Source organism: Ruegeria sp. AK4, from assembly GCF_056541025.1.
On the sequence record NZ_JBQFXS010000009.1, the window covers coordinates 1 to 20,355 of the forward strand.

A 20,355-nucleotide genomic window follows, 5' to 3' on the forward strand; every position below is an offset into this window, starting at 1 on the left:
GCAAATCCGCCGCATAATCAAACCAACCAGATGCGCCAGATCCTCTCTTAGCTCAGGCAGCCATCTGTCCCAAAATCCCTGACAACGGACAGGGACGCGGCACGATGACAGACGCTACTGTGTCCCAGCAGCCCATGAAGCGAATTGTTGTACGCCTCGTGTCCAATACCTCTTGTACCCGCCAAGCAATGTCAAACTCGTCCATTGAACTGGATTGTTTGTAAGCGGTTAGAGCATAAGAGCAGAGATGCTCTTGGTGCGAATGAAGTAACCCCACCATATTGATGAAGCCGGCGAGGACCCTGATCGTATGCGCGCCTCGCGAGAAACCGAACAGATAAATCTGGTCCCCGTCTTGGTAGTGCCGGATTAGGAAGCGGTACGCGTCGAGTACGTTCCCATCGAGTCCATATCCTGTCGCTAGCGCAAATACACCTTTTGCTTGGTTCTTTATTCTGCTCCATGCCCCGCTGTTGGAGATAGTTCCAACACCTGGATCATAAAAGCCGATTTGGTTTCTATTTTCCTTCAGCACACGGTAGAATTTGAGAACGTTAGACTGATTTTCCTTTATCTCGTTGCCAGTTCCATCGCAGCAAATCACTATCTTTTTGACCATATCCAGCGCCTTAGCGAACTTTATCCAATGCTCTAGTTCTAGCTGTGGTTGGGTTCCATTGATACCACTTCAACACACGGCTTGCTTTGGACTGCGACCAGCCAATCATGCTTGCTGCGGAGAACCGCAACACTTACGGCCTTGTCAGAAGAACCTGCCTTGTTCCCGCGTTGGTTGGCATGGTCTACTTCTAGCGACGAAAGAACCAATAGAAGCACGCATTATGACATCCCAAAAACAGTTACTCATGAAGCTTCTCAAGGGTATCGAAACCGGCGATCCAGAGGCGGCCGCTGTCGTCAACGAAAGCAAGTATATTCAGCATAACCCACGTACTGGCGAAGGAAGCCCTGGACTAGCAGAACTATTTGCGCGCTTGGCCAAGACAAATCCGCGCGTCACTTTTTTCCGGGTTTTCCAAGACGGTGATTTTGCATTTGCGCACAATGAGTATGACTTCAACGGCGTGGAAGTTGCATTTGAAGTCTTTCGCTTTGAAGACGGGAAGGCGGTTGAACATTGGGACAATATTCAAGAGATCCAATCCCCGAATCCATCAGGCCGAACAATGTTGGATGGGGACACCGAAATTACAGAACTCGACAAGACTGAGAGCAATCGGGAATTGGTCCGGGAATTTGCTCAACGCGTTCTGATTGAACGGAAATTCGAGTTGATGGCGACATATCTCGCAACCGACCTTATCCAGCACGATCCAGAGATCGCTGACGGGATCGCTTCGCTGCGCGCCGCACTTAATGAAGAGCAAAACGGCGCGCCTAGAATCGCCCATCAGAAACTCCACCGTGTCCTGGCCGAGGGGAACTTCGCCCTTTGCATGATTGAAGGCCAACGGGATGGACAACATGCAGGCCTATTCAGCCTGTTTCGTTTAGCCGATGGCAAGATCGTCGAGCACTGGACCACTTGCACGCCCATTCCTCCGCGCAACGAATGGAAGAACGACAACGGAAAGTTCTAGCGGGTTTTGAGAAGACAGACGCGTCTCTTTCAGCGGCGAAAAGAGATATTCTTAGCCTGCCCGAAAGCAATCCTATGTGAACTCTAGCCGAAATTGTGCTTTGCCCCGATCTCGGGAACTACAAAGTCCAGTTGTGAATGTCCGCTTCGGGCTGCGACCAGCCAATCATGCAAGCCGCAGAGAATGGCCGCATCGAGCCCAATTTTACCAATGCTGCGCTTTGCTCAAATGACCGGAAACTGTTCGCTATAGCCTTTTCTTAGGCTTCATCTCTCCTTCCTCGCGTCCCCTCAACACCAATGCTGCTTCACCGGACTGAAGCCACGCCATGCAGCGCTCGCCAACGTCATCGATACTAAGCCGTGACCGACCCATTAGGGCGCACTCCCAGACAGTTGCCACGCGCCAGCCTAAATCTGTCAGCGTTTCCCGCTGCACTTCGTCACGCTCCCTGTTGCGACCGATCTTTTGCCACCAGAACTCCTTCCGCGACTTTGGCATGCTGAAGAGATGGCAGTCATGGCCATGCCAGAAGCAACCGTGCACAAAGATAACCGCCCGGTATCTCGGGAACACAAGGTCCGGTTTTCCGGGCAGGTCCTTGCGGTGAAGGCGAAAGCGAAACCCCTGTCGGTGCAGGAGCGACCGTATCTTCAGTTCCGGCTTGGTATCCTTGCTGCCGATGCTGGCCATGATCCGGCTGCGGACAGCGGTCGTCGCACGATCTGCGCAAATGAGTTTTCCCCTTGGTTCAAATTTGTGGATGCCTCCAGGCTAGGAGAGATCCAGAAGCAAGTCAGCGAGACCGTCGATGACGTTTTCATCCGTCCGGCCATTGGTGACGCAGGCCCGCAAGACGGGCTTGCCCTCATAAACGGCCTTGGAAATCCAGTATCGACCGTCTTCGTGAATGGCATCTACATACCGCTGGACGGCATCATGCCCTTCAGGCGGCACCATGCAGCTTACGCCCATTGCCGAGCTGTTGGCGTGTATCCAGCCACCCTCCTTCAACCGGTTCGTCAACCGGTCGGTCAGGTCGATGGAGCGCTCCACATGGTCGCCATAGCCGCCCCAGCCTGCCGCTCCGAGCGCGAGAAACAGGCGCAGGCCCACGAACCGCCGGGACCATTGGGTGGAGTTCAGGTAGAAGTCCCTGCTCGCATCGCTCTCGGGCATGTAGCTCGCGGTCACACGGAAGACCTGTGCGGGAATGTCCGGACGGCTGGTCAGGAACATGCCAGCCCCCATGGTCGTGGCAAACCACTTATGCGCGTCAATCGTTATGGAGTGCGCACGTTCAATTCCTTCCAATGCACTACGGCGGTCATTACTGGCAATCAGCGCCCCGCCCCAAGCCGCATCCACGTGAAACCACATGCCGTATCTCTCGGCGAGATCGGCCGACGGGTTCAACGGGTCAACCATCCCGGCATTGGTCGTACCGGCAGTGGCGACGACCAGAACCGGAACACACCCAGCCTCAAGGTCAGCCGCAATCGAAGCTTCCAGGGCCGCGACGCTCATCTGGCCCTTGCCGTCGGTGGCGATAAGGCGTACTGCGCTGCGCCCGATCCCGGCGGAGTGGGCCATCTTTAGCCACGCGAGATGGCTCTCTTTCGAGACATAGACAGTCGGCTGGCCATTAAACACACCGACCCCTTCATCGCTGTATTCCGGGCATTTGGCCTGAAGCGCACAAAGGACAGCCGCCGAGTTGGCCTCGGCCCCGCCGCTGGTGAAGTGGCCGCCTGATCCCGCTGGAAGCCCCGCATGGCGGGCCATTTCGTTGATGACGTGCTGTTCGACCTCAACGGCGGCCGGAGCATGCGAATAAACGCAAATCTGGTGGTTGAAGGCCGAGGCAATGCGGTCCGCACATTCCGACGCAAAAGTTGGGGCCGGATTGAACAGGCCAAGATAACCGGGATGGGTCATCTGAACACCGCCGGTGTCCAGCGCATCCATCACCCAATCCATTAGGGGTTCCAGGTCTTCGGCCTCGTCAAACCGCTTTCGCCCGAGCTCGCTCAGCCATTCCGTAGATGGTTCCTCGGCATTTGCCTTGCGGCTTGAAAAGTTCCGGCGAACAATGTCCAGCTTTGCCGTCAGGGCATTCTCAGCGGCAACCAGCTCGTCAAAACCGGGGAACAGGGCAGCACGTCCGCGCATCTCACTCTCCTACTTGAATTCCTGCACCTGTAACTACATGAGCGCGGCACTGTTTCGACCCGAAACATGCGCTTTCCGAGCGAGGCCGAAATAAGCGGCACGCCAAAGCCCGACCGAGGCTTGTCCTGCACAGGGCGAACCGCGTTTGACACAACCACTAAAGAGCCATTGCAGACGGAACCGACAGATTGGGCCATCAGAATAAGTGAAGGTTTCATCAAACATTCCGGAGAAAACATCGCGGGGTTTCGAAAGCGCAAGAAACGTTGATCCGTCCAACTTGTTTGACACTGTGAGTTAGCACTAAAGTTCGCTAAATGAGACGCTAGGAGAACCGGATGGTTGAAACAGCATCGGAACGACCTGACCAAACTGTGGGTAATTGCCCCGTAATTCTCTGCATTGGAGGCTTTGGCGACAACGCAAGCATGTTCGAAGGTCTGGCTGACACCCATATTGCTGAAAACTATCGATTGCTGCCCTTCAATCTTCCGGGATTTGGAGCGCCACCGCTATCAGGTAGAACCACCCTCAGTGCTCTTGCCCAGTTTGTTGCAGATCGGGCGAACGAGTGTGAGGCTGAAATCATCTTGGCACATTCGGTTGCTTCGATCATCGCATCGCTCGCTGCCGGGAAACCCGGATGCTCCCTCACGACAATCCTTTCATTGGAGGGGAATATAACGGCGGACGACGCGTATTTCTCAGGGACAGCAGCCGACTATGATGACCCAGCTTCATTTCGAAGAGCATTTCTCGACCGGCTGGACGAAATGTCCACGACAGCACCGATCATACATCGATATCGACAGGCTGTATCGGAAGCTAATCCGGTGGCACTATGGCAGCTTGGTGCAGATGCGAGACGTTTCTCCGCGAAATATGAGCCCGGAATGGTTTTGCAAAACGCTGCAAAAGTGATCTATCTCTACAATCCTGAAAACTGCCCGAAAACCACTCTCGAATGGCTTAGTGAAAACCCTATGGATCGGGTCGTTCTCGAAAACGCCACCCATTGGGCGAGTGTCGATCAGCCCGGATTGCTCGCTGACAAAATAGCACTAGCGTTGAGTTTCGCGGAAAAGCGGTCACTCAATGCGCGTAGATGAATGGCCGTTCCGTCCCGCTAAGCCGGAATTGCAAAGTCCTGGATTGAATGTCCGGTTTGGGCTGCGACCGGTCACTTACGCCAAATGTAAATAACGGCGACACAGAGCTCTTGCTTCCAGAGTTCGGCATCGCAACGAACGTTGGAAAGTTGGATTAACTTCCTCTGCTAGAACGAAGCCTCTGGAGATCCTCGTTCAGCATGTCGATGAAGCGTCGCACACGTGGTTCCAGCAGACGCTTGTGTGGATAAAGTGCCAGGATCGGAAGCTGACCGTGGTCGAGGTGGGGCAGGACTTTCTCAAGACGACCCTCTGCAATGTCGGTGCCGACCAGAAGTTGCGGCAATAATGCGATGCCAAGGCCTTCTAATGCCGTCGCGCGCAGGGCCTCTGCGCTGTCGAGACGGAGGCGGACTTGCCCCTGAGCGCGAACCCAAGTGCAGTCATCTTCTTGCAGATGCCAACCCTGCCGTTCGTTCCGGCTTGCGAACTGAAGCAGATCGTGGCGCGTAAGTTGTTCAACGTTCACCGGTCTTTCGCGTCCGGCGAAATAGGTCGGCGAGGCACATAAGATTGCTTTATCCCGCAGAAGCGTACGCGCGATGAAGCCTTGATCGGGAGAGCTCACACCGATCCGGATAGCAAGGTCGAACCCCTTTTCGATGATGTTGTCGACCCGATCAGAGAGCGACATCTCGATCTGGGTGTCAGGCCATGTGTTTAGATATCGGCGCACCGTTGGCAGCAAGAGGATTCGCCCAAGCGCGTCCGGAGCCGTTATTCTCAAGACGCCGCGCGGCACACCGCTATCACTGGCGATGCTGTCGTCGGCGGCCTCGATGGCTTCACGAATAGCTAGCCCGTGTTCATAGAGGCGCTTGCCTTCTTCGGTCAGGTCCATTGCGCGCGTGTTTCGGTTCAAGAGCCGAGCACCGTATCCATCCTCCAGTCGCGCGATGGCTTTTCCAGCCGTGGACCGTGACAGTCCGAACATCTTACCAGCGGCGACGAAGCTCCCGGTCTCGACAACCGTGAGAAACAGGAGGATGTCATTTACTTTCGATCCAATCATTACCTTTTGTAGCATGAAATTCGCAGCTGAAGCGATCTCCATTCGTCATTTGTAAAGCTTAAGTCTTTCGCCAAGACAGTCCATAAAAGGAGAAAGACATGTCCACAGCAATTGATCGTATGAACCCTCCGATGTTGCCGGATGCGAGCAAGGTCGGGTATTCGCAAATCTCCATCGCGCATCCCGGTGCACTTGCTTTTGTTTCTGGTCAGGTGGCTTGGCGGCCTGATGGGACACCAGCGCCCACATCGTTAGCGGAGCAGACTGCTATCGTCATCGAGAACCTGCAAGGAGCGCTCGATGCGCTTCAGGCAACGTCTGACGACATCATCCAGATGCGCGTCTACATGACCGACCTGCGGGATGAGACACAAGAGATCGCAATGGGCGCCATCCTGCGCTTTCTAAACGGCGCAAAGCCGAGCCTGACCGGCATTGGAGTAACCGCTCTTGCAGGTCCTGAGCTTCAGATCGAGGTGGAGATGGTGGTACAAGTGGTTGCCTGACATCCGCCAACGAAAGACAAGTCCATGACACCCTTTGCACCCACCCAAGCTTTGCCGAACTGGGGCGGCGGCAACCTCTGTATCGGCCGCTGCTTTGATGCCGTGCTTCGCGCCAGCACAAGCACAATCCGAGTTCAAAGGATCAAGTGAAGTGTCCATCTTCTGGCATTCATCGATGCGTGATCAATGTGTGTGACTTGGGACAGCGAACCTCGATTGCCAACACGTTTTCTTGGCCACCTGTTATTCTGATCCGGCCGATGCCCGCGCCTGGTATGCTGCGATTTCGGCGCGCGAAAGTTCGATGAGGTCTGCAACGCTCTGACTGGCAAGGGTTTGCAAGAAACTCTCTCGTGCCGCATCAAGTCCCCTTTGCGTCGCGGCATTTGCTGATCGCTCTAACAAGCAAGTTGGCGTGTCATCAGACGCGCCGATTGCAAAGAGTTTGGGCTCGCCTAAGGCAGAGTAGACATCTGTTAGCGACAGATCTGCCAGCGGTTTCTCAAGATACCAACCGCCGCCATGCCCTTTCGACGAACCAACGATACCTGCCTTGCGCAAAAGCCCCATCGTGCGCCGGACTAGGGAAGGATTGGTGTTCAACATTTGCCCGATCAGTTCCGATGTCATCGGTTCCTCTGTCTCACCAAGGTGCATCAGGACGTGCAAAACGCGGGATAGTCGGCTGTCGGTTCTCATCGGTTCCTCCCCACCAAGCAGTTTACGGCAAGTACGGTCATGTGACAAATAAAAGCACATGATATTGACACGACAAATCACGTTACTTATAAAGTTACGTTACTTCGTTCTTCCGTAGCAGGAGTCACCACCATGGCATACGCGCTCATTACACCGTCTAACGATGGGGTTCTTTCGCGGCACTGGCTGGCAGCAGCGTTCCTGTTCGCTGCGGCTTTCATCAATATGCTGGACACCACGATCATCAATCTCGCGCTTCCCGCGATCCAGACAGAGTTCTCTGTTTCGCACAGCGGTCTGCAATGGACACTGGTGGCCTATGTCCTGACCTTTGCCGCTGGCCTACTACCATTCGGTCGTTTCGGCGATGCTCTGGGACGGCGCCAACTTTTCCTGATCGGGCTTCTTGGCTTCCTTATTGCCTCGACTGCGTGTGGCTTCGCGCCCTCGATTGGAGTGCTGATCCTCGCGCGGTTCTTTCAGGGTCTGATGGCGGCGATGATGATGCCGCAAGTGCTTGCAATCCTGCACGAGAGCTTTCCGGAAGAGCAGAAGGCCAAGGCGATTGGCCTCTTCGGTATGGTGACGGCCTTAGGGGCTATGGCGGGCCCCCTGATCGGCGGCTTCCTGATCTCGGCCGACCTATGGGGACTGGGATGGCGAATGATTTTTCTGATAAACCTGCCTATCGGTCTGATCGCGTTCGCAGGAGCGTACGCGTTTGTTCCTACAAGCCCGAAAGCCAGCGAACAAACCGTCGATTGGCTGGGCGCGTCACTCTTTTCAATTGTAGCTCTAGCGCTGCTTTATCCCTTGATCGAAGGGCAGGCTTTGGGATGGCCCATATGGCTTGTTGGCCTGATTGCATTGTCCGTCGGAAGCGGGTTCGCTTTGCTGAGACTCCAGTTTATCCGCGCACAGATGGGCCAGCCGCAACTCCTCCCTGTCTCACTGATGACCAATACCCGTTTTCTCGTGCGGGTTGGGATCGTCACGCTCATGTTCACTGGAATTGCCGGACCAATCGTGGTTTTGGCCATGGTCCTGCAACTCGGGCTTGGGATGTCGCCTGACCGTGCTGGCCTCACGCTCGCTGCGCACCCCCTCAGCATCATGGTTGCATCCATCCTGTCGAGTCGTTTAGGCAATCGGTTCCTTGAGAGCCGTGTCACACTCGGCCTTGTCTCATTGCTTGGCGGCATGATTGGGCTTCATCTGGCCGTTATCCCCGGTGTGCCCCTCCTCATGATCTGGGGGCCCTTGGTCTTGGTCGGTGCCGGGGTCGGGACAGCCTCCGTGGCTCTCTACCAACTGGTTCTAAAGGAAGTGCCGCAGACCGAGGCCGGGGCAGGTTCTGGTGCGCTACAGGCTTTTCAGCAGATCGGAATAGCCTTGGGCATTGCCCTTGTTGGGCAAGTATTTGTCGTCGCGTTGGGCAAAGCCCCTGACGCTTCAACATACATCGAAGCCTTGAAAGTCGCGCTCTGGGTGCCGTTCGCGCTTTTCGCGGGGCTGAGTCTCGTCTCATTGAAACTGACATCAAAGGAAAACGGAAATGCAGCAGCCTGATCTCGGATCGAAAACGCCTGTAGAATTTTGGGAGGAGATCTATGGCAATGCGTCACCTGAAACATCCGGTGTTCCTTCGAAGATTCTCGAACAATTCGCCAAAGGACTCGCACCGGGCCAGGCGCTTGATCTGGGCTGCGCCAAAGGAGACGACGTCGTTTGGCTGGCGAAGCAAGGATGGCAAGTTCTGGGTGTCGACATCTCCAAAGCAGCTCTGGACATTGCATCAGAAAATGCTGCCCGAAACCGAGTGTCGGATCGTGTCACGTTCGAACAGCACGATTTGTCCAGAAGCTTCCCGGTGGGTTCTTTCGACCTTGTCTCAGCGCTTTTCCTGCAAACCCCGTTCGACTTTCCGCGCACGGCAGTCTTGCAGGCCGCCGCAACGTTGGTGCGGCCATCCGGGCTTTTGCTAATCGCCACGCACCAAACCTATGCGCCGTGGTCATGGAGCGATCCAAGCGAACCAGAGATCACAGCCGAAAACCGCCTTGCTGAAATAGACCTTGATCCAACCGAATGGCGTCAGGTCTTTGTCGGACCCTTTCAACGAGAAGCTAAAGGACCTGATGGTCAAAGAGTAAATGTCATAGACGCTGTACTTGCTCTGGAGAGGGCCAGGCCAGCGTGACGGCTAGGTGAATGGACGTCAAAACTGATCCAAATCCATATGCAAAGTGCGGCGGCTATATCTGCATCGAGCCGCACGAAGTTGTGAGGTGGATTTTCATTTCGAAACAGCCAATGGCGCTCTTGTTCCGCAATCAGGAGACTGTGAAGTCTACTTTTGTATGTCCGCCTTGGGCTTAGAGCAACCAAAGATGCGAAAGGCAAAAAAGCTAATCCTAGACCCATTTCGCAGTCCAACTGCGAATGTAGGAGTGATGTGCCGACCAGTCTTCCCAAGTCGCGTTAGCCCACTCTCGGACCAATTTAGAGTGGGCCCCGGAACCCGCATAAGGTGCCACATCTGCGACCGTCATTGCATACTGTTCGGGAGGATCTAGGTATTCGAGCGTATGTTTGTATTTTCCAAGGCCAAGCATTACCTCATTTGTTTCTTTTGGCGGTATCTGAGACGTGAGTTGCAAACCTAACCTTGCGAGATGCAACCCAACCGATTGGATTTGTCGTCGGGTATCGCCGCAGCCTGGATGCTGAACTGCATATGTATCGACGGTCATGCGATGTGTTTGCAGCAATGTCCGATCACTATATTCGCAGGCTAAGACTTGATTGAATAGTTCAAAGCAAGCCGCCGAACCTTCCATGTAATTGTGGGTCGGGCCCTCGATGAATGGCAGCTTCACTTTGCAGCCGGGACATGTAGATACTGCACCTGTACTCATACCCATTAGTCATAGATTGCGACGGGTATTTCGCAATGCCCGCTATGTCCGCATCGGGATATTTGTGCGGCTCGGTATTGAAAACCGCCTTTATAGCTGAATCCAGCCAACCGTGCGAAATGGCGCATAAAATGGAAATCAAGAACTGAATTTATTCGGGGTGGCACTGTGCTGCCGACGAATGGAGCTGCACATACGGTCCTGATTTCGTTACGCGTCATTTCCTCAGAGCCATACCTTTATCGATCTGTCTCCAAATCTTCCATCGATCCTCCTGCTCGCTGGAGGTCGCGCCAAACCCAGACCATTCTATCCACAAACCACATTTTGCCACCCGCAATCATAACGATTCCGAGGCATGTGAAGCCGATGTCAAATGTCCAAAGACCGTACGCGAAAGGTAATAGTCCCAAGCTGCTTCCAACCGCCAGAACGTTCGCGACACGATTGTGATGCTCGGCAACTTTCTCCCGATGGCGTAACCAGACACGTTCACCCAGCACGCCATGCGCCGCCCAGCTGTCGAAACGATTGGGTTGCGGGAAGACGCGCGGGTTTAGCCAGATCCAGATAAGAACGATTGCAACAGCCGCCCAGGCCCAGCCACCAATCCAAGCCCGGCTCCAGATCGCCAACGCCAAAAGCGGTAATGGCGTCAGTACACGCGTCCAAACAGACCAAGGATTGGCGTGACGCAGCCATACCGCATCCTTCATGCCCATCAGGCGTTCCGAAAACCGGGCCAAGTTCATTCGCGTCACTCCGACAATCATAGAACCTCTACAGGAGCAATAACCTCTTCTATAGACCACACACACGCTGTCATTTCTTTCTCGCCCGAGACAATCACCAACCAGGTCTTGCGTCACCACTTACTTGCGTCTCAAATGGCTCAAGAACTCGCAACAGGTTGGTTTGTCCGGCGCAACATGCGTAAGTGCAGTGGTCGCAGTACAGTTGAGAGGTGACAGCGCCATGATCGGTACAGACAGGGAAAACCTCACTTCTCTGATGGGTGCCTTAGGAGAGATATTTTCGCGGGAACAACGCGAAGGAGGTCGCAAAGCCGCTGACGCACTTCGGGATGCTGATGTCGAATGCTATCGAACGATACCGCGCCAACAAGACCCGTCCAAGGTATTGGCGACTCTGCAAACGTTGCCAGACACTTTGCCGCTTCTGGATCAGGTAACGCGCTGCCAACATCTGCTGTCATGGACGTGTTGGGAGGGCGAAGGTTTGGCGACCGAAGTCTCCAGCCGGTTGTTTACGACAGAATTGCTGGGTCCAGATGGTCACATCTATGTCGAAGAGTTGCGCGTTGGTTTACTGGTATCGGACGCTTGGACCGATTACCCGGTTTCGAGCCACTCTGGTGAAGAAACCTATCTGGTCATTGCCGGAATTGCAGACTGGGTTTTGGGGGATTCAGGATACATCAAAAGAAAACCTGGGGAGTTCGTCCACCATCCTGCGTGGGAGCCTCATGGTCGAAAGACCACGGATCAGCCATTTCTTGGTGCTTGGCGTTGGAGTGGCGACATTGATCTTTCGACATTCTCGGTCGCATGACCCAGATTGCGCTGACTAACCCATCAGGCAAAGGCAATAAGCACGTTGGCAGGTAGTGGCGCAGGCCTTTTGCTATGGGTAAAGCCTCAAGAACTGACTGACCAAGGCAAGCAATTCAGACTGGAAAACACTGCGGTCAAACCCAGACGGATCTTGAGATGGCGGAAACTGAGGGTGGGTCATTTGCGGAGGAAATGGGCTTTGGAATGAAAAATGACCTGCCCCCGGAATAACTTCGTGCGTGAGAAGATCCGGTTTCTGCATGCGTGAGGAAAGAATGCCTGCGTGAAACTCTGACGTGACATCATCCAGTTCAGCCGTGAGCATCAGTGTTGGGGTATCAAATCCCGCAAGTGAATCCGCGCCCTTAAACCACGCAGTTGCCGGCGCAAGAACTACAATCGATGCAAAGCATGTACGTTCAACACCAATTTCTTCTGCTTTGCCGGATTGTGTTTCATGTGATCCGGCATATGGCTTGGCACCGGCGGCCGCCAACACGGTGTAGCCGCCAATGGAATGTCCGATAGCGTGCGTCGCGGTGATGTAAGGCCCGAACTCTTCGGAGCGGCAAAGGTGCTCCACACACAGTTTCAGCTGTCGAGGACGGTTGATGAGGTTCTGCCGCGTGCCTTCCAGACTATTGTCAGATCGGCTGTTTCCCACATGCTCCGGTAAAATGACAAAAGCACCCAACGCTGCAAGCCCCATGGCCAAGTCCCGGTGAACCCAGGGCGATCCACCATTGCCATGCGACATCACGATCAGCGGGGCTTTGACAAGTGCGGGCACACCATCCCGCGCTGCGGTGAACGCGAAAGGCCCGACCTTCTGCGGTGCCATTTTCGTATCGCAGGGATAGAACATCACAACTGGAATCGGGCCAGGCCCAACGGAATCCGGGACCAAAAACTGGCGCATCCCCGCGTTTGACTTCATAGAAATACCCAAGTGATCGTGCGGCCGCGCCTGATGGTTTGCAAACCGCGCCTCGAACAACCCAAAGACTTATGGCTACTTTGACGCTGATGCGAGCGCCGCTCCGATTCCGACAAACGCGCCACCGGTAATCCTGTTGAACCATCGTCCACTTCGGGCAAGCAAGGGCGCAATGCGTTGCGCAAATCCTGCGAGCAACAGCTCGTAGATAACCTCAACGAGTACGAACGTTCCGCCAAATACAGCGAGCTGTAGCAGGAAAGGCGATCCCGCAACCATGAACTGTGGAAGGAACGCAGCAAAGAACAAGAGGCCCTTTGGGTTAGAAACGGCGACAAGAAATCCTTGCTGGAACATCTTATATGACCCAAGATCACTCGTTCTTGTCAAACTGGTCGCCGCCCCAAAATCGGGGGGTGCGGAGCGCCAGACCCGAATACCAAGATAGACGAGATATGCGGCACCGATCCATTTCGCGACGAGAAAAGCGCGCTCCGATGCAGCGAGCAAGGTGCCAAAGCCAGCCAGAGAAATTGCGATCAGAAGGAAGAACCCGAGCGCTCCGCCCAAAACGGTGGAAACAGTCGGGCGGAAGCCGTAGCAGGCCCCATGTGTCAGCGACAACAACCCATTTGGACCAGGGGTTAGGGACAATCCAACCGCAGCAGCCAAATAAACCAACCATAGTTCGTACGTCATTTCATGCCTCCTAATCCGCCAAAGTGTCCTTGTTCTAACCAATCGACTCGCGCAACCGGTGTCCTTGGCGTTTGATTCACCAATACACGCTGGAATGTGCCTGAGTTCATTTTTAGTCCTCTCGCTTGAGCAAGCCCCGCAAAAAAATGCTTGCATGGTCTCGCTTGAATTTTTCCACATCCATGGGATCAATTTCGCTGAAGATCAGGCTCCAGATACCTGCAAATATTGCTGGCGCAATAATGGTCCGCGGGTCCAATTCTGATGCCTGTTGCCTGAGTTCGCCACGCTCCACCCCGGCGCTGATCAGGCGGCGCAAGGTCGCGTTACCTTTTGAAAAAATTTCACGATGGTAGAACGCAACAATGTCTGAGTGATCGTGACCTTCGGCCACCATGACCTTGAAAATGTAGCGCGCATCACCCGCAACAAGCTGATCGTATAACCGGTCGATAACCTTCTCAAAGAGTTCCTCATAGGGTCCTTCAAACTCGACGATGGCCTGAGCCGCTTCGTCAAGTGCGCGTTCCATGGTGTCGCGCGCCACTGCCTCAAAGATGTCCATCTTGGAATTGAAGTATAGATACACCGTTGTCCGGGAAATCCCGGCACGACGCGCAATTCCCTGAAAAGTACTCCCCGCAAGACCCTTTTCACGAAGCTCTTCCAGTGCAGCCTGGCGTATCTCACCAGGTCGGTGCTCTTTGCGACGACGGCGCTTGGTTTTTGTAGTGTGTTCCGAAATCTCAATCACCTCCTATTGCCAACTACAAGTTACTGACGTAAGTGTCATTAAAAATCTGAACTGCGTGTCTGGTCGGCAATTTGTGCGAGCTGGAACTTCCAGGATACCCGGCGTCAGAGCCCGCAATCAGTGCAGCAGGTCATGGCGAGGCCTATGGCTTTTTCATACTCTCTAGGTAGGAATCGAACTATGTCGGCTCTCAACATTCAACGCATGCTTGCGAGTGTATTTCTGGGACTGGGTGGTTGGGCATTGATGTTCCCAGGTACTGTCGAGCAGCTTGTTTTCAAACCAAATTACTTCGTGGGCAACGCAACGAGCCGACTATTGTTGGCTTGCTTTGGCGCACAAGCTGTTCTGGCAGGCACCATCATGGCCCTTGCGCGGTTTACGCCTACCACCTTCCTGGTATTTGGATTGATGGGCTCGATCCCGTTCTTCATCTTCAACTATTATTTTGTCTTTGTAGTTGAGATGTTCACCCATTGGATGCTGCTCGACTTTGTTGGCAACGTGTCGATTTTTGCCTTGTGTATGTATGGATACTGGAAGTCGCTACAGGAGGTGCGTCGGTCCCACTCACACTGATCTAACCTTAGGCTGTTGGGAATTCCGACGTACCCATAAAGAGACAATAATCTATCGAGATGGACTGATAGCATGAATGTATTCAAGCGCAGCATGACGATGAGCCTGGAAGACCGGTGGTAAGGAGCAGGTACGCCTGACCGGCTTCAGCACAAATGATCGGAAAAAACATGCCCAGATTGCACAGTAAGACAGCCCTTGTGACAGGTGGTGCGCGCGGCATTGGAGCCGCAATCACACGCGCTTTTTGTGACGAGGGAGCGAAGGTCATCCTGACCGACAAAGACGTCGATCTTGGTCGAAAGACAGCCAAAGAAATAGGCGCGGAGTTTGCAAAACTGGACGTGTCTTCCGAGAAGGACTGGCAGGCTATCGAAGCACAATTCCCAGTTCTGGATGTGCTTGTGAACAACGCGGGCATCACCGGATTTGAAGAATCGTTAGACGGGCAACCTCCCGCACATGATCCCGAGAATGCAACACTTTCGGACTGGCGAGCGGTTCATGCGACCAACAGTGACGGGACATTTCTCGGATGCCGCTACGCTATTCGTGCCATGCGCCCAGCTAAAACCGGATCTATCATCAATATCTCTTCACGCTCTGGCATCATAGGTGTGCCCATGGCGGCAGCTTATGCCGCTTCAAAGGCTGCTATCCGAAATCACACGAAATCGGTCGCACTGTATTGTGCAAGTCAGGGTCTTGCCATCCGCTGCAATTCTATCCATCCGGCGGCAATCATGACGCCAATGTGGGAGCCACTGTTAGGCGAAGGTGCAGACCGCGCAAAACGAGAGGCAGCAATCGTTGCTGATACTCCGATGCGGCGATTTGGAGACGCGTCAGAAGTAGCTGCACTGGCTGTTATGCTTGCATCCGACGAAACCCCTTACATGACCGGCGCTGAGCTTAACATTGATGGAGGTATCCTTGCAGGGTCTGTCGCCATTCCTGACGAGTGAAGGCAGGAAGGAGTTAGCGCATCGAGCGGTAATCTGGACTTTTTAGCACGGAGGCGCAGGTGGGCTTTGGTATTGCTGCGACGGATAGGCATGCTGGCAGCTAGACCAGTGTCCGGTTCGGATCACCAACAAGCGCTGACCAGCGAAGCAGAGAATGACACCTCTGAACCCATGCTAATCTCTAGACAAGGCAAAGCAACTGACTTCTGTTCCAAAGACTCGTTTACCGATCAACACGGGCCAAAGCGAGACCGATACCCGACCCAACAAAAAGAACACCAGTTAGCCTGTGACGCCATCGTCCGAGCTTAACTATTGCTGGTCGCGCCATCTGCGCAGAAGCGGCCCACACAAGATCACCGAGCATGATGATGGCTACATAGATCACGGCGGTAAAAAGCAAAGCAGAAGAACCTGATCCGATAGCCACAAACTGAGGCAGGAATGCCGCGTTGAATATTAAGGTCTTTGGATTGATCGTGGCGAGTAGGAGACCCTGCCAGAAGAGTGCTGTCAGCGGCTCACTGCTGGCGCTTTGTTTTTCGATGTCCACGATGCCCTTACGCCATGTGGTCACGCCGAGATAGACCAGATAAGCCACTCCGATCCATTTCAGCCAAAGAAAAGCGTAGGCTGCAAATTCGAGGAGCGCGGCCAGACCCAAGACGACGACTAAAAGTTGCAAAGCCACGCCAATAGTTGTGCCAAACACCGTAATTGCGCCGAAGCGAAATCCGTAAGCCAATGTATTTGCTGCAATCAACGCTACGTTTGGCCCAGGAATTGCAACGAGGAGAACGGTCGCTCCAACCAGTGCGAATATCAGACTCGGCTCCATCGAACATTCCTTTTTGAGAACAGCTTAAGCAGTCGTTGTCCAAAAGCTAGCTTGATCCCGAAAAGCTGGAACCAAAAGAGCACGGATTTTAAGGATTGGATCGAGTCGCGAGCAACATAGAACACAAAAAGCGGCAAAGGTCTGTTGAGGGTCAAATCCGACAGAAAGCCAGGCCGCCGTGCATGGCGGCTCACCATTGGTAGCATGGGATTCAGAAACACGCGATCATGGCTGTTGACTTGGGTCAATTCGACCGCGGGCCAGTATTGTATAAATTGCGGGGATCATAGGAGCTCACCGCCATGACATGTAACAAGGTCGGCAGATTCGTTTGGCATGATCTCTTCACAGGCGACCGATCACGCTCGATGGACTTCTATCGAGACCTTGCCTCCTGGAGCTTTTTGACCGAGCACGCGATGGATTTTGCCTGGGGCGGCGGTGAGAAGGACTTTGTGCTCGCCTTAGCACACGGAGAGGTTGGCGCAGGCATTGCCGAGACACCGCAACACTACGACGACGGATGGATTGCCTATGTGGAGGTCGAAGATGTGGACCAATCCGCGTCAGCAGTTGAGAGACTCGGTGGAACCGTTGTGAGACCGCCATTCGAAGTGCCGGGCGTTGGTCGCAACTGTCTTTTGAGGGACCCTTTAGGAGCATTGGTTGGTATCTGCTTGTCCAGACACTCCTATCCGGTGCAGGAGCGGCAATTTGGAATAGACGGGTATCTATCGAGTTCCGCAGATTTCCCTGGTGAATTCTATTCGGAGTTGTTCGGATGGGTTTCCGGGTACGACAGCGAACTACAACGAACAACCACCATTTCGCTACTGTCCGGCGATGAAATTGCCGAGCAGTTGCACGGGCTGCCTCAGGAACAAGAAGTTGCTCGCTGGGTTCCAAGTATCAGAGTTGAAGATGTCACCGCCGCCTGTCATGACGTGGAACGATTGGGTGGAAAACTGGCCAAGATCGACACGAATGATCCGGATCGCTCACGCTGTCGGGTCTTTTACGATCCGAATGGTGCGCTATTCTTTCTTGTACAGTCACAGGACTGATTTGGGGCCAACACGAGGATGACCCGCCTGAACGCATTTCGGCTCATCGACACTTGTTCGTTTTGTCTGCTTCGACAATTTGATTGGTCGGCAGGAAGTGCCGCTCATTTTCCCACGACCCTTCATCAGGATCAGAGAACCTCGTCAACAGGGCGCCGTAATGACATGGGCATTGGGGGCGCGTGTTTGCAAAGTCCGCTAACCTTGAATTGCAAGGCTCGGATTTGAATAGCTGCTTTGGGCTGGAAGCAGCAGTCCTCAAGCTTCACCGGGGCCACGCACATAGCATTGGGCCAACCAAAATTTGCACTGTGCGAAATTAGCTTTGAATTCGAAAATCAGTGGGTGGCTATTGCGCCCAAGGCTTTGGGCCAAAGATGCAAATCTTTAGGCGAAATGCAAAACTATGGGCGCCCCTACAGCCGCTAGAAATCCAGGTTTTCCACACTCAGCGCGTTCTGTTGGATGAACTCGCGGCGGGGTTCCACCACGTCGCCCATGAGCTTGGTGAACAGATCGTCGGCCTCGACCATGTCGTCCACGCGCACCTGCAGCAGCGTGCGCGCATCCGGGTCCAGGGTGGTTTCCCAAAGCTGATCGGGGTTCATTTCGCCCAAGCCCTTGTAGCGCTGCAGCGAAAGGCCCTTTTCGCCCTCTTCCAGTATCGCGCGCAGCAGGTCCAGCGGGCCGTGGATGACCTGTGACCGGTCCCGGCGGATCAGGGTGGCGGGGGTGTTATAGACCTCTTGCAGGCTTTGCGTGAACGATCCGGTCTTGCGCGCCTCGCCCGAGCGCAGCATAGGACCGTCGAGGGTACGCACCTCTTCGACACCGCGCAGGATGCGGGCCAGTCGGATGCCGTGATCCTGGGTGATCCTGCCCTGCCAGCCGCGTTCGTATTCCAGCGCGATCAGGTCCAGACGAGCGGCAACCTTGTCGGCGACGCCCTGCAGGTCGGCATCCACGGCACCGGGCACGAATGCGCCCGCCACGGCGGCCTGTTCCAGAATGTGGCGCGGGTAGTGGGTCGGGAAGGCATCCAGCACGCGTTTCAGCTGGCGCGCCTCATCAACCACCCGGGTCAGGTCCTGACCGATGATTTCCTCGCCAGACCCCAGTTTCAGCACCGCGCCTTCGACGCCCTGATTGATCAGATAGTCGTCCAGCGCCGCCTGGTCTTTCAGATAAACCTCTGATTTGCCGCGCGAAACCTTGTAAAGCGGCGGTTGCGCGATATAGAGAAACCCGCCCTCAATCAGCTCCGGCATCTGCCGGTAGAAGAAGGTCAGCAGCAGCGTCCGGATATGCGCACCGTCCACGTCGGCGTCGGTCATGATGACGATCTTGTGGTAGCGCAGCTTCTCGATGTTGAACTCGTCCCGGCCAATGCCGGTGCCCAAGGCCATCACCAGATTGCCGATTTCCTGAGACGACAGCATCCGGTCAAACCGCGCGCGTTCGACGTTCAGAATCTTTCCCCGCAGGGGAAGAACGGCCTGTGTCAGACGATCGCGACCTGTTTGGGCCGATCCACCTGCCGAGTCCCCCTCGACCAGAAACACTTCGGTCTTCGAGGGGTCTTTCTCGGAACAATCCTTCAACTTCCCGGCCAGATAGTTCACATCCATCGCCGTCTTGCGGCGGGTCAGTTCGCGCGCCTTGCGGGCAGCCTCGCGGGCCAGAGCGGCCTCGATGATCTTGCCGACGATGGTCTTGGCCTCGTTCGGGTTTTCCTCGAACCATTCGGCCAGTTTTTCGTTCATCAGACCTTCGACTGCCGGACGCACCTCGGAACTGACCAGCTTGTCCTTGGTCTGCGACGAGAATTTCGGATCGGGCACCTTGACCGACAGCACACAGGTCAGACCTTCGCGCGCGTCATCGCCGGTAAAGCTGACCTTTTCCTTCTTCGCAATCCCGCTGGACTGGGCGTAATTGTTGATCGTCCGGGTCAGCGCGCCCCGGAAGCCAGCCACGTGCGTCCCGCCATCGCGCTGAGGGATGTTGTTGGTAAAGGGCAGAACCGTCTCATGGTAGCTGTCATTCCACCACATCGCGATTTCGACGCCAATATCGTCCCGCTCACCCTTGATATAGATCGGTTCGGGCATCGCCGGAGTTTTCGACCGGTCCAGATATTTGACAAATTCCTTGACGCCGCCCTCATAGAACAGCTCGGTCTCCAGCCGTTCGGCGGGGCGTTCGTCGATCAGAATGATGCGCACGCCCGAGTTCAGGAAAGCCAGCTCGCGCAGACGCTTTTCCAGCGTCTCAAACGAGTATTCGAGGTTCGAGAACGTATCGGTCGAGGCCAGAAACCGCACCTCGGTCCCGGTGCGGTCGCCGCAGTCCTGAACCACCTTCAGGTGTTCCGCCGTCTCGCCCCCCTCAAAACGCGCCACATGTTCCTTGCCGTTGCGCCAGACGCGCAGCTCCAGCCAGTCCGACAGCGCGTTCACCACCGAGACACCCACACCGTGCAGACCGCCCGACACCTTGTACGAGTTGCTGTCGAACTTACCGCCCGCATGCAGCTGGGTCATGATGACCTCGGCCGCTGAAACCCCCTCTTCAGGGTGAATATCCACCGGAATTCCGCGCCCGTTATCGCTGACCGAAACGCTGGAATCCGCATGGATTTTGACGGTCACATGGTCCGCATGACCGGCCAGTGCCTCATCAATTCCGTTGTCCACAACCTCGTACACCATATGGTGCAGACCCGAGCCATCATCGGTATCGCCGATATACATCCCGGGGCGTTTGCGAACCGCTTCTAAACCTTTGAGAACCTTGATGGAATCCGCGCCGTATTCCTGGGGTGCCTGTGCGTCTTCGGACATTCAGTCAGTACCTATATTATTTTGG

Annotated in this window: 21 protein-coding genes; 9 read left to right on the forward strand and 12 right to left on the reverse strand. The window is 54.8% G+C overall.

What is annotated here, in order from left to right; genetic code table 11:
- Nucleotides 1-52: 52 nt before the first annotated feature.
- Nucleotides 53-619 (reverse strand): phospholipase effector Tle1 domain-containing protein, encoded by a 567-nt coding sequence (locus tag ACR0EZ_RS16065; protein ID WP_480614962.1) that lies wholly within the window; start codon nucleotides 617-619, stop codon nucleotides 53-55.
- A gap of 223 nt (nucleotides 620-842) precedes the next feature.
- On the opposite strand from ACR0EZ_RS16065, the gene ACR0EZ_RS16070 reads away from it, so the two are divergent.
- The gene (locus ACR0EZ_RS16070) at nucleotides 843-1,601 is read left to right on the forward strand and encodes a nuclear transport factor 2 family protein (protein WP_480614964.1); all 759 of its coding nucleotides are present in this window, start codon (nucleotides 843-845) and stop codon (nucleotides 1,599-1,601) included.
- A gap of 246 nt (nucleotides 1,602-1,847) precedes the next feature.
- Here the strand turns inward: ACR0EZ_RS16070 and ACR0EZ_RS16075 are convergent, their stop codons facing one another.
- Together ACR0EZ_RS16075 and ACR0EZ_RS16080 are read right to left on the reverse strand one after the other, a co-directional pair.
- Entirely contained in the window at nucleotides 1,848-2,366 is a 519-nt protein-coding gene (locus ACR0EZ_RS16075; RefSeq protein ID WP_480615235.1) for a very short patch repair endonuclease, read from the reverse strand.
- A 9-nt stretch (nucleotides 2,367-2,375) separates the two neighbouring features.
- On the reverse strand, nucleotides 2,376-3,773 hold the full coding sequence (locus ACR0EZ_RS16080; RefSeq protein ID WP_480614966.1) for a pyridoxal phosphate-dependent decarboxylase family protein: 1,398 nt from the start codon (nucleotides 3,771-3,773) through the stop codon (nucleotides 2,376-2,378).
- Between the two features lie 338 nt (nucleotides 3,774-4,111).
- On the opposite strand from ACR0EZ_RS16080, the gene ACR0EZ_RS16085 reads away from it, so the two are divergent.
- Entirely contained in the window at nucleotides 4,112-4,882 is a 771-nt protein-coding gene (locus ACR0EZ_RS16085; RefSeq protein ID WP_480614968.1) for an alpha/beta fold hydrolase, read from the forward strand.
- Nucleotides 4,883-5,036: 154 nt separating this feature from the next.
- Here ACR0EZ_RS16085 and ACR0EZ_RS16090 read toward each other — a convergent pair whose 3' ends face one another.
- On the reverse strand, nucleotides 5,037-5,996 hold the full coding sequence (locus tag ACR0EZ_RS16090; RefSeq protein WP_480614970.1) for a LysR family transcriptional regulator: 960 nt from the start codon (nucleotides 5,994-5,996) through the stop codon (nucleotides 5,037-5,039).
- A 56-nt stretch (nucleotides 5,997-6,052) separates the two neighbouring features.
- On the opposite strand from ACR0EZ_RS16090, the gene ACR0EZ_RS16095 reads away from it, so the two are divergent.
- Nucleotides 6,053-6,460 carry a RidA family protein gene (locus ACR0EZ_RS16095; RefSeq protein ID WP_480614972.1) on the forward strand — a complete coding sequence of 136 codons (408 nt, stop codon included), beginning with the start codon at nucleotides 6,053-6,055 and terminating at the stop codon, nucleotides 6,458-6,460.
- Between the two features lie 243 nt (nucleotides 6,461-6,703).
- Here the strand turns inward: ACR0EZ_RS16095 and ACR0EZ_RS16100 are convergent, their stop codons facing one another.
- A complete protein-coding gene (locus ACR0EZ_RS16100; RefSeq protein ID WP_480614974.1) occupies nucleotides 6,704-7,159 on the reverse strand; it encodes an RrF2 family transcriptional regulator in 456 nt (151 codons plus the stop codon).
- 132 nt (nucleotides 7,160-7,291) lie between these two features.
- Here ACR0EZ_RS16100 and ACR0EZ_RS16105 point away from each other — a divergent pair, with 132 nt between their 5' ends.
- Both ACR0EZ_RS16105 and ACR0EZ_RS16110 read left to right on the forward strand, forming a co-directional pair.
- A complete protein-coding gene (locus ACR0EZ_RS16105; RefSeq protein WP_480614976.1) occupies nucleotides 7,292-8,728 on the forward strand; it encodes an MFS transporter in 1,437 nt (478 codons plus the stop codon).
- Entirely contained in the window at nucleotides 8,715-9,359 is a 645-nt protein-coding gene (locus ACR0EZ_RS16110) for a class I SAM-dependent methyltransferase (RefSeq protein ID WP_480614978.1), read from the forward strand. The genes ACR0EZ_RS16105 and ACR0EZ_RS16110 overlap by 14 nt, the downstream gene beginning before the upstream one ends.
- A 214-nt stretch (nucleotides 9,360-9,573) precedes the next feature.
- On the opposite strand, the gene ACR0EZ_RS16115 is transcribed toward ACR0EZ_RS16110, so the two are convergent.
- Nucleotides 9,574-10,083: a DUF5946 family protein gene (locus ACR0EZ_RS16115; RefSeq protein WP_480614980.1), complete on the reverse strand. Its 510-nt coding sequence runs from the start codon at nucleotides 10,081-10,083 to the stop codon at nucleotides 9,574-9,576.
- 233 nt (nucleotides 10,084-10,316) lie between these two features.
- A complete protein-coding gene (locus tag ACR0EZ_RS16120) occupies nucleotides 10,317-10,829 on the reverse strand; it encodes a DUF6653 family protein (protein ID WP_480614982.1) in 513 nt (170 codons plus the stop codon).
- 223 nt (nucleotides 10,830-11,052) lie between these two features.
- Here ACR0EZ_RS16120 and ACR0EZ_RS16125 point away from each other — a divergent pair, with 223 nt between their 5' ends.
- Nucleotides 11,053-11,649 carry a dimethylsulfonioproprionate lyase family protein gene (locus ACR0EZ_RS16125; RefSeq protein ID WP_480614984.1) on the forward strand — a complete coding sequence of 199 codons (597 nt, stop codon included), beginning with the start codon at nucleotides 11,053-11,055 and terminating at the stop codon, nucleotides 11,647-11,649.
- Nucleotides 11,650-11,721: 72 nt separating this feature from the next.
- On the opposite strand, the gene ACR0EZ_RS16130 is transcribed toward ACR0EZ_RS16125, so the two are convergent.
- From ACR0EZ_RS16130 to ACR0EZ_RS16140, 3 genes are all read right to left on the reverse strand, one after another.
- On the reverse strand, nucleotides 11,722-12,600 hold the full coding sequence (locus ACR0EZ_RS16130) for an alpha/beta hydrolase family protein (protein WP_480614986.1): 879 nt from the start codon (nucleotides 12,598-12,600) through the stop codon (nucleotides 11,722-11,724).
- 63 nt (nucleotides 12,601-12,663) lie between these two features.
- Nucleotides 12,664-13,287: a LysE family translocator gene (locus tag ACR0EZ_RS16135; protein ID WP_480614988.1), complete on the reverse strand. Its 624-nt coding sequence runs from the start codon at nucleotides 13,285-13,287 to the stop codon at nucleotides 12,664-12,666.
- Nucleotides 13,288-13,399: 112 nt separating this feature from the next.
- Nucleotides 13,400-14,041, reverse strand: coding sequence for a TetR/AcrR family transcriptional regulator (locus ACR0EZ_RS16140; protein WP_480614990.1), 642 nt, complete (start codon nucleotides 14,039-14,041; stop codon nucleotides 13,400-13,402).
- A gap of 180 nt (nucleotides 14,042-14,221) precedes the next feature.
- Here ACR0EZ_RS16140 and ACR0EZ_RS16145 point away from each other — a divergent pair, with 180 nt between their 5' ends.
- Nucleotides 14,222-14,620, forward strand: a complete 399-nt coding sequence (locus tag ACR0EZ_RS16145; RefSeq protein ID WP_480614992.1) for a hypothetical protein — start codon at nucleotides 14,222-14,224, stop codon at nucleotides 14,618-14,620.
- Nucleotides 14,621-14,775: 155 nt separating this feature from the next.
- The gene (locus tag ACR0EZ_RS16150) at nucleotides 14,776-15,585 is read left to right on the forward strand and encodes an SDR family oxidoreductase (protein WP_480614994.1); all 810 of its coding nucleotides are present in this window, start codon (nucleotides 14,776-14,778) and stop codon (nucleotides 15,583-15,585) included.
- A 223-nt stretch (nucleotides 15,586-15,808) separates the two neighbouring features.
- Here the strand turns inward: ACR0EZ_RS16150 and ACR0EZ_RS16155 are convergent, their stop codons facing one another.
- Entirely contained in the window at nucleotides 15,809-16,423 is a 615-nt protein-coding gene (locus tag ACR0EZ_RS16155; protein WP_480614996.1) for a LysE family translocator, read from the reverse strand.
- Nucleotides 16,424-16,725: 302 nt separating this feature from the next.
- On the opposite strand from ACR0EZ_RS16155, the gene ACR0EZ_RS16160 reads away from it, so the two are divergent.
- Nucleotides 16,726-17,487 carry a VOC family protein gene (locus tag ACR0EZ_RS16160; RefSeq protein ID WP_480614998.1) on the forward strand — a complete coding sequence of 254 codons (762 nt, stop codon included), beginning with the start codon at nucleotides 16,726-16,728 and terminating at the stop codon, nucleotides 17,485-17,487.
- Nucleotides 17,488-17,912: 425 nt separating this feature from the next.
- Here ACR0EZ_RS16160 and gyrB read toward each other — a convergent pair whose 3' ends face one another.
- The gene (gene gyrB / locus ACR0EZ_RS16165; protein ID WP_480615000.1) at nucleotides 17,913-20,330 is read right to left on the reverse strand and encodes a DNA topoisomerase (ATP-hydrolyzing) subunit B; all 2,418 of its coding nucleotides are present in this window, start codon (nucleotides 20,328-20,330) and stop codon (nucleotides 17,913-17,915) included.
- Between the last annotated feature and the right edge of the window lie 25 nt (nucleotides 20,331-20,355).

Coding starts and splice junctions, on each gene's coding strand:
- gyrB (WP_480615000.1), bottom strand. CDS start 20,330: ATGTCCGAAGACGCACAGGCACCCCAGGAATACGGCGCGGATTCCATC.
- ACR0EZ_RS16065 (WP_480614962.1), bottom strand. CDS start 619: ATGGTCAAAAAGATAGTGATTTGCTGCGATGGAACTGGCAACGAGATA.
- ACR0EZ_RS16080 (WP_480614966.1), bottom strand. CDS start 3,773: ATGCGCGGACGTGCTGCCCTGTTCCCCGGTTTTGACGAGCTGGTTGCC.
- ACR0EZ_RS16150 (WP_480614994.1), top strand. CDS start 14,776: ATGATCGGAAAAAACATGCCCAGATTGCACAGTAAGACAGCCCTTGTG.
- ACR0EZ_RS16085 (WP_480614968.1), top strand. CDS start 4,112: ATGGTTGAAACAGCATCGGAACGACCTGACCAAACTGTGGGTAATTGC.
- ACR0EZ_RS16145 (WP_480614992.1), top strand. CDS start 14,222: ATGTCGGCTCTCAACATTCAACGCATGCTTGCGAGTGTATTTCTGGGA.
- ACR0EZ_RS16105 (WP_480614976.1), top strand. CDS start 7,292: ATGGCATACGCGCTCATTACACCGTCTAACGATGGGGTTCTTTCGCGG.
- ACR0EZ_RS16115 (WP_480614980.1), bottom strand. CDS start 10,083: ATGGGTATGAGTACAGGTGCAGTATCTACATGTCCCGGCTGCAAAGTG.
- ACR0EZ_RS16095 (WP_480614972.1), top strand. CDS start 6,053: ATGTCCACAGCAATTGATCGTATGAACCCTCCGATGTTGCCGGATGCG.
- ACR0EZ_RS16100 (WP_480614974.1), bottom strand. CDS start 7,159: ATGAGAACCGACAGCCGACTATCCCGCGTTTTGCACGTCCTGATGCAC.
- ACR0EZ_RS16090 (WP_480614970.1), bottom strand. CDS start 5,996: ATGGAGATCGCTTCAGCTGCGAATTTCATGCTACAAAAGGTAATGATT.
- ACR0EZ_RS16155 (WP_480614996.1), bottom strand. CDS start 16,423: ATGGAGCCGAGTCTGATATTCGCACTGGTTGGAGCGACCGTTCTCCTC.
- ACR0EZ_RS16120 (WP_480614982.1), bottom strand. CDS start 10,829: ATGAACTTGGCCCGGTTTTCGGAACGCCTGATGGGCATGAAGGATGCG.
- ACR0EZ_RS16125 (WP_480614984.1), top strand. CDS start 11,053: ATGATCGGTACAGACAGGGAAAACCTCACTTCTCTGATGGGTGCCTTA.
- ACR0EZ_RS16135 (WP_480614988.1), bottom strand. CDS start 13,287: ATGACGTACGAACTATGGTTGGTTTATTTGGCTGCTGCGGTTGGATTG.
- ACR0EZ_RS16160 (WP_480614998.1), top strand. CDS start 16,726: ATGACATGTAACAAGGTCGGCAGATTCGTTTGGCATGATCTCTTCACA.
- ACR0EZ_RS16070 (WP_480614964.1), top strand. CDS start 843: ATGACATCCCAAAAACAGTTACTCATGAAGCTTCTCAAGGGTATCGAA.
- ACR0EZ_RS16110 (WP_480614978.1), top strand. CDS start 8,715: ATGCAGCAGCCTGATCTCGGATCGAAAACGCCTGTAGAATTTTGGGAG.